At 68.7% G+C, this 6,568-nt stretch carries 4 protein-coding genes and 1 pseudogene; 2 read left to right on the top strand and 3 right to left on the bottom strand.

Features of this window, described 5'->3' with window-relative positions:
• Positions 1–293 (bottom strand): annotated as a pseudogene (locus VN520_RS20375) (hypothetical protein); the annotation flags it as partial.
• Positions 294–350: 57 nt separating this feature from the next.
• On the bottom strand, positions 351–1,676 hold the full coding sequence (locus tag VN520_RS20380) for a DUF2252 domain-containing protein (RefSeq protein WP_325748367.1): 1,326 nt from the start codon (positions 1,674–1,676) through the stop codon (positions 351–353).
• A gap of 169 nt (positions 1,677–1,845) precedes the next feature.
• On the opposite strand from VN520_RS20380, the gene dnaE reads away from it, so the two are divergent.
• Positions 1,846–5,391 carry a DNA polymerase III subunit alpha gene (gene dnaE / locus VN520_RS20385; RefSeq protein WP_325748368.1) on the top strand — a complete coding sequence of 1,182 codons (3,546 nt, stop codon included), beginning with the start codon at positions 1,846–1,848 and terminating at the stop codon, positions 5,389–5,391.
• Positions 5,392–5,470: 79 nt separating this feature from the next.
• On the opposite strand, the gene VN520_RS20390 is transcribed toward dnaE, so the two are convergent.
• The gene (locus VN520_RS20390; protein WP_325748369.1) at positions 5,471–5,650 is read right to left on the bottom strand and encodes a hypothetical protein; all 180 of its coding nucleotides are present in this window, start codon (positions 5,648–5,650) and stop codon (positions 5,471–5,473) included.
• 267 nt (positions 5,651–5,917) lie between these two features.
• On the opposite strand from VN520_RS20390, the gene VN520_RS20395 reads away from it, so the two are divergent.
• Positions 5,918–6,568, top strand: a 651-nt coding sequence (locus VN520_RS20395) for an NYN domain-containing protein (protein WP_325748370.1), incomplete at its 3' end; no start/stop codon positions are given.

Genomic DNA, 6,568 nt, shown 5'->3' on the forward strand with positions numbered 1-6,568 from the left:
GGACCCGCGATGGGGCCGCCCGCCGCCCCGTAACAGAGGTGCTGGCCGGTGGTGAACACCGTGTCGGCGGCCAGCTCCAGCGGAATCAGCAGCCCGGCGATCGCCCCGAAGCCGCGCTCCCGGCCCGCCAGCGCGAAGGCCACGGCGAAGACGGCCCCGGCCAGCAGGGCGACGGCGGTCAACGGCAGCGGGACCCGGGAGAGCAGCACATGGGACGCGGACGAGAGCGTGACGACGAGCGCGGTGAACAGCGCCGCGCGTACCGCTCTCATCTGCGTCCCTGATACGTCCATCGCCGGAGAGTGTGCCATGCGTTCCTGTAAGCGGGCCCCGAGGATCTGTGAGAGGCCCTACAGGCCCGGGATGCGGCCGTTGCGGAAGAGGTCGACGAAGATCTGGTGGTCGGCCCGGGCACGGGCGCCGTAGCTGTGGGCGAAGTCGACCAGCAGCTCCGCGAAGCCCTCCTCGTCGGCCGCGATGGCCGCGTCGATCGCGCGCTCCGTGGAGAACGGCACCAGGGTGTGCCCGCTCTCGTCGTCCGCCGCCGAGTGCATCGTCGCCGTGGCCCGGCCGAGATCGGCGACCACCGCGGCGATCTCCTCCGGCTCGTCGATGTCGGACCAGTCCAGGTCGACCGCGTACGGAGAGACCTCGGCCACCAGCTGACCGGACCCGTCCAGCTCGGTCCAGCCCAGCCACGGGTCGGCGTGCGCCTGGAGCGCGCGCTGCGAGATCACCGTGCGGTGCCCCTCGTGCTGGAAGTAGTCCCGCACGGCCGCGTCGGTGATGTGCCGGGACACCGCCGGGGTCTGCGCCTGCTTGAGGTAGATCACCACATCGTTCTCCAGGGCGTCGCTGTTGCCCTCCAGGAGGATGTTGTACGAGGGCAGGCCGGCCGACCCGATGCCGATGCCCCGGCGGCCCACGACGTCCTTCACCCGGTACGAGTCGGGCCGGGTCAGGCTCGATTCCGGGAGCGTCTCCAGATAGCCGTCGAACGCCGCGAGCACCTTGTAGCGCGTCGCCGCGTCCAGGTCGATCGCGCCGCCGTCGGCGGTGAACCGGCGCTCGAAGTCCCGGATCTCCGTCATCGAGTCCAGCAGCCCGAACCGGGTGAGCGCGCGGGCCTCACGCAGCACGCCCAGCAGCGGGCCCTCGGCCGTGTCCAGGGTGAAGGGCGGCACCTCGTCGTTCTTGGCACCCGTCGCCAGGGCGTGGATGCGCTCCCGGTAGGCGGTGGCGTAGACCCGGACGAGCTCGGTGATCTGGTCGTCACCCAGGGCCTTCGCGTAACCGATCAGGGCGACGGAGGCGGCGAAGCGCTTGAGGTCCCAGGTGAAGGGGCCCACATAGGCCTCGTCGAAGTCGTTGACGTTGAACACGAGCCGGCCGTTGGCGTCCATGTACGTGCCGAAATTCTCGGCGTGCAGATCGCCGTGGATCCAGACCCTGCTGGTGCGCTCGTCCAGGTAAGCGCCGGTGTGCTGCTCGCGGTCCAGATCGGCGTAGAACAGACCGGCCGAGCCCCGGTAGAACGCGAAGGCCGAGCCCGCCATCTTGCGGAACTTCACCCGGAAGGCTGCGGGGTCGGCGGCCAGGAGCTGCCCGAACGCGGTGTCGAAGACGGCGAGGATCTGCTCTCCGCGCTGCTCTGCGCCGGTCTGGGTGTCCGACATCGCTGGGTGCCTCCTGGTACATGGCGTTCATGACAAAAGGGACGGGTGTCCCCGGTCTTCCAACGCGCGACCGTACTCCGGAGTGCCCGCCGTCCGTCACCTCGGAGACGTAGACTTCCACGCTGTCCCCCCAAGCCGTCATCCCCAGTTCCTCCGGAGGCACAGCGCCGTGAGCAAGCCGCCATTCACGCACCTGCACGTCCACACCCAGTACTCGCTGCTGGACGGTGCCGCGCGGCTCAAGGACATGTTCGAGGCGGCGAACACGATGGGCATGACGCACATCGCGATGACCGACCACGGCAACCTCCACGGGGCGTACGACTTCTTCCACTCGGCCCAGAAGGCCGGGGTGACGCCGATCATCGGGATCGAGGCCTACGTCGCCCCCGAGTCGCGCAAGCACAAGCGCAAGATCCAGTGGGGCCAGCCGCACCAGAAGCGGGACGACGTCTCGGGTTCCGGCGGTTACACCCACAAGACGATCTGGGCCGCGAACAGCACGGGGCTGCACAACCTCTTCAGGCTCTCCTCGGACGCGTACGCCGAGGGCTGGCTGCAGAAGTGGCCGCGCATGGACAAGGAGACCATCTCCCAGTGGTCCGAGGGCCTGATCGCCTCCACCGGCTGCCCCTCCGGTGAGGTGCAGACCCGGCTGCGGCTCGGGCAGTTCGACGAGGCGGTCCAGGCGGCCTCCGACTACAAGGACATCTTCGGTGAGGGCAGGTACTTCCTGGAGCTGATGGACCACGGCATCGAGATCGAGCGCCGGGTCCGCGACGGGCTGCTGGAGATCGGCAAGAAGCTGAACATCCCGCCCCTCGTGACGAACGACTCGCACTACACCTACGCCCACGAGGCGACCGCGCACGACGCGCTGCTCTGCATCCAGACCGGGAAGAACCTCTCCGACCCCGACCGCTTCCGCTTCGACGGCACCGGCTACTACCTCAAGACGACGGAGGAGATGTACGGCGTCGACTCCTCCGACGCCTGGCAGGAGGGCTGCGCCAACACCCTCCTGGTGGCGCAGCAGATCGACACCTCCGGCATGTTCGAGAAGCGCGACCTGATGCCGAAGTTCGACATCCCGGAGGGCTTCACCGAGGTCACCTGGTTCCAGGAGGAGGTCCGGGCGGGCATGGGCCGCCGCTACCCGGACGGGGTCCCGGAGGACCGGCAGAAGCAGGCCGAGTACGAGATGGACATCATCATCCAGATGGGGTTCCCGGGGTACTTCCTCGTCGTCGCCGACTTCATCATGTGGGCCAAGAACAACGGCATCGCGGTGGGCCCCGGCCGTGGCTCCGCCGCCGGCTCGATCGTCGCGTACGCCATGGGCATCACCGACCTCGACCCGATCACCCACGGGCTGATCTTCGAGCGCTTCCTCAACCCCGAGCGCGTGTCCATGCCCGACGTCGACATCGACTTCGACGAGCGCCGGCGCGTCGAGGTGATCCGGTACGTGACCGAGAAGTACGGCGCCGACAAGGTCGCCATGATCGGCACCTACGGCAAGATCAAGGCCAAGAACGCGATCAAGGACTCCGCGCGCGTCCTGGGCTACCCGTACGCGATGGGTGACCGCCTCACCAAGGCGATGCCCGCCGACGTCCTCGGCAAGGGCATCGACCTCAGCGGCATCACCGATCCCAAGCACCCCCGCTACAGCGAGGCGGGCGAGATCCGGGGGATGTACGAGAACGAGCCGGACGTCCGGAAGGTCATCGACACCGCGAAGGGCGTCGAGGGCCTGGTCCGGCAGATGGGTGTGCACGCCGCCGGCGTGATCATGTCCAGCGAGCCCATCGTCGACCACGCCCCGGTCTGGGTGCGGCACACCGACGGCGTCACCATCACGCAGTGGGACTACCCCCAGTGCGAGTCGCTCGGCCTGCTGAAGATGGACTTCCTCGGCCTGCGCAACCTGACGATCATGGACGACGCCATCAAGATGGTGAAGGCCAACAAGGGCGTCGACCTGGAGATGCTCTCCCTGCCGCTGGACGACCCCAAGACGTACGAGCTGCTCTGCCGCGGTGACACGCTCGGGGTGTTCCAGTTCGACGGCGGTCCCATGCGCTCGCTGCTGCGCCAGATGCAGCCCGACAACTTCGAGGACATCTCCGCCGTCTCGGCCCTCTACCGGCCCGGCCCGATGGGAATGAACTCGCACACGAACTACGCCGAGCGCAAGAACGGCCGCCAGGAGATCACCCCGATCCACCCGGAGCTGGAGGAGCCGCTCAAGGAGGTCCTCGGCCTCACCTACGGCCTGATCGTGTACCAGGAGCAGGTGCAGAAGGCCGCCCAGATCGTCGCCGGGTACTCGCTGGGCGAGGCCGACATCCTGCGCCGCGTGATGGGCAAGAAGAAGCCCGACGAGCTGGCGAAGAACTTCGTCCTCTTCGAGGCCGGCGCCAAGAAGAACGGCTTCTCCGACGCGGCGATCAAGGCGCTGTGGGACGTCCTGGTCCCCTTCGCCGGATACGCGTTCAACAAGGCGCACTCCTCCGCGTACGGCCTGGTCACCTACTGGACCGCCTACCTCAAGGCGAACTACCCCGCCGAGTACATGGCGGCCCTGCTGACCTCCGTGAAGGACGACAAGGACAAGTCCGCGGTCTACCTCAACGAGTGCCGGCGCATGGGCATCAAGGTGCTCCCGCCGAACGTCAACGAGTCCGAGCCGAACTTCGCCGCCCAGGGTGACGACGTGATCCTCTTCGGGTTGACGGCCGTCCGCAACGTCGGGCAGAACGTGGTCGACTCGATCATCAGGTGCCGCAAGGCGAAGGGGAAGTACTCCACGTTCCCCGACTTCCTCGACAAGGTCGAAGCGGTCGTCTGCAACAAGCGCACCGTCGAATCGCTCATCAAGGCCGGCGCCTTCGACGAGATGGGACACACCCGCAAGGGACTCGTCGCCCACCACGAGCCGATGATCGACAACGTGGTGCAGGTCAAGCGCAAGGAGGCCGAGGGGCAGTTCGACCTCTTCGGAGGCATGGGGGACCCGGACGACGGGGCCTCCGAGCCGGGTTTCGGGCTGGACGTGGAGTTCTCCGACATCGAGTGGGAGAAGTCCTACCTGCTCGCGCAGGAGCGCGAGATGCTCGGCCTGTACGTCTCCGACCACCCGCTCTTCGGCCTGGAGCACGTCCTGTCCGACAAGTCGGACGCGGCGATCTCGCAGCTGACCGGCGGCGAGCACTCCGACGGCGCCATCGTCACCGTGGGCGGCATCATCTCCGGCCTCCAGCGCAAGATGACCAAGCAGGGCAACGCCTGGGCCATCGCGACCGTGGAGGACCTCGCGGGCTCCATCGAGTGCATGTTCTTCCCCGCGACCTACCAGCTGGTCTCCACCCAGCTCGTCGAGGACACCGTCGTCTTCGTCAAGGGGCGTCTCGACAAGCGCGAGGACGTGCCGCGCCTGGTCGCCATGGAGATGCAGGTCCCCGACATCTCCTCGGCCGGGACCAACGCCCCGGTCGTCCTGACCATCCCCACGGTCCGGGTCACCCCGCCCATGGTCTCCCGCCTCGGCGAGGTCCTCAGCAGTCACCGGGGCGACACCGAGGTCCGCATCAGGCTCCAGGGCCCCCGCAAGACCACCGTGCTCCGGCTCGACCGGCACCGCGTGAAGCCCGACCCCGCGCTCTTCGGCGACCTGAAGGTCCTGCTCGGCCCGTCCTGCCTGGCCGGCTGACGGCCCCCGGACCCGCGAGAGGGGCGCCCCGCCGTCGGCGGGGCGCCCCTCTCGGCCTGCCGGCCGACGGTCCGGACCGTCAGTTGTGGCCGAAGCGCTTCTGGTGCTTGCGGGCCACGTCGGCCGGGCTGCCCTGGGCCTGCGACTGGGTCTGGGTCTGCGACTCGTACGCCGTCGACCTGGCCTCCTCCGCGCCGCGCTCCGCCGCGGACGCGCGGTCGTGCTGGCCGCCCTGCTTGCGGTTCTTGTTCTTCGCCATCGTGATGCCTCCTGTGGGAGATCTGGGGGTCCAGAACCGCTGTCAGACTCACATATCACCACAAAGGGCGCATGTTGGATCATTACGGAGCGTAGTAGGCGCGGTATCATGCGCCGTTCTCGGATCCGCCACGCCGATGATCGAGTTCCGGGCCCTAACCCCCGCGCCGTCGGGCAGACTCGAAGGAAACCCTGAGTAAGCAAACCCCGGGTCGGCGGACCCCTCCCCATGGTCGGTCCCGCCGACCCGCTCCCTAATTGGAAGAGGGTGGAACGCGTGGACCGTTGCGTCGTCCTGGTGGACGCCGGCTACCTGCTGGGCGCAGCCGCGAGCCTGCTGGCCGGAGAGCCCGCCCGTTCCCGCATCACCGTCGACCACGCCGCCCTGATCCAGGGTCTGCGCGAGCGCGCCGAGGCCGATACGGAACAGCCCCTGCTGCGCATCTACTGGTTCGACGGCGCGCCCGACCGCGTACCGCAGCCCGAGCACCGCAGGCTGCGGGTCATGCCCCGGGTGACGGTCCGGCTGGGAGCCCTCACCCGCAGTGACGGGCGCTGGGCGCAGAAGGGGGTCGACGCGGCCATGCACGCCGAACTGACCGAACTGGCCAGGAACCGGGCCTGCTCCGATGTGGTGCTCGTGACCGGCGACGGTGATCTGCTGCCCGGTCTGATGTCCGCCAAGGAGCACGGTGTCGCCGTCCACCTCTGGGCCGTCCAGGCCGCGGACGGCGACTACAACCAGTCCGAGGACCTGGTCGCCGAGGCCGACGAGCGACGGGTGCTCGACCGGGCCTGGATCACCAAAGCCGTGCGGGCCAAGGAGACCGGCGGTGTGTGCCCGCCCCCGGCCGTCCCGCGCCCCGTGAGGGCGGCCATCCTGTCCGCGCCGCTGCCCGAGGCCGCCCTCGCCGCCTCC

This window comes from Streptomyces sp., from assembly GCF_035563135.1.
Taxonomy (GTDB): Bacteria; Actinomycetota; Actinomycetes; order Streptomycetales; family Streptomycetaceae; genus Streptomyces.

What these genes read in the sequence shown, in the direction of transcription:
- VN520_RS20380 (WP_325748367.1), bottom strand. Translation starts at nt 1,676, where the DNA reads ATGTCGGACACCCAGACCGGCGCAGAGCAGCGCGGAGAGCAGATCCTC.
- VN520_RS20390 (WP_325748369.1), bottom strand. Translation starts at nt 5,650, where the DNA reads ATGGCGAAGAACAAGAACCGCAAGCAGGGCGGCCAGCACGACCGCGCG.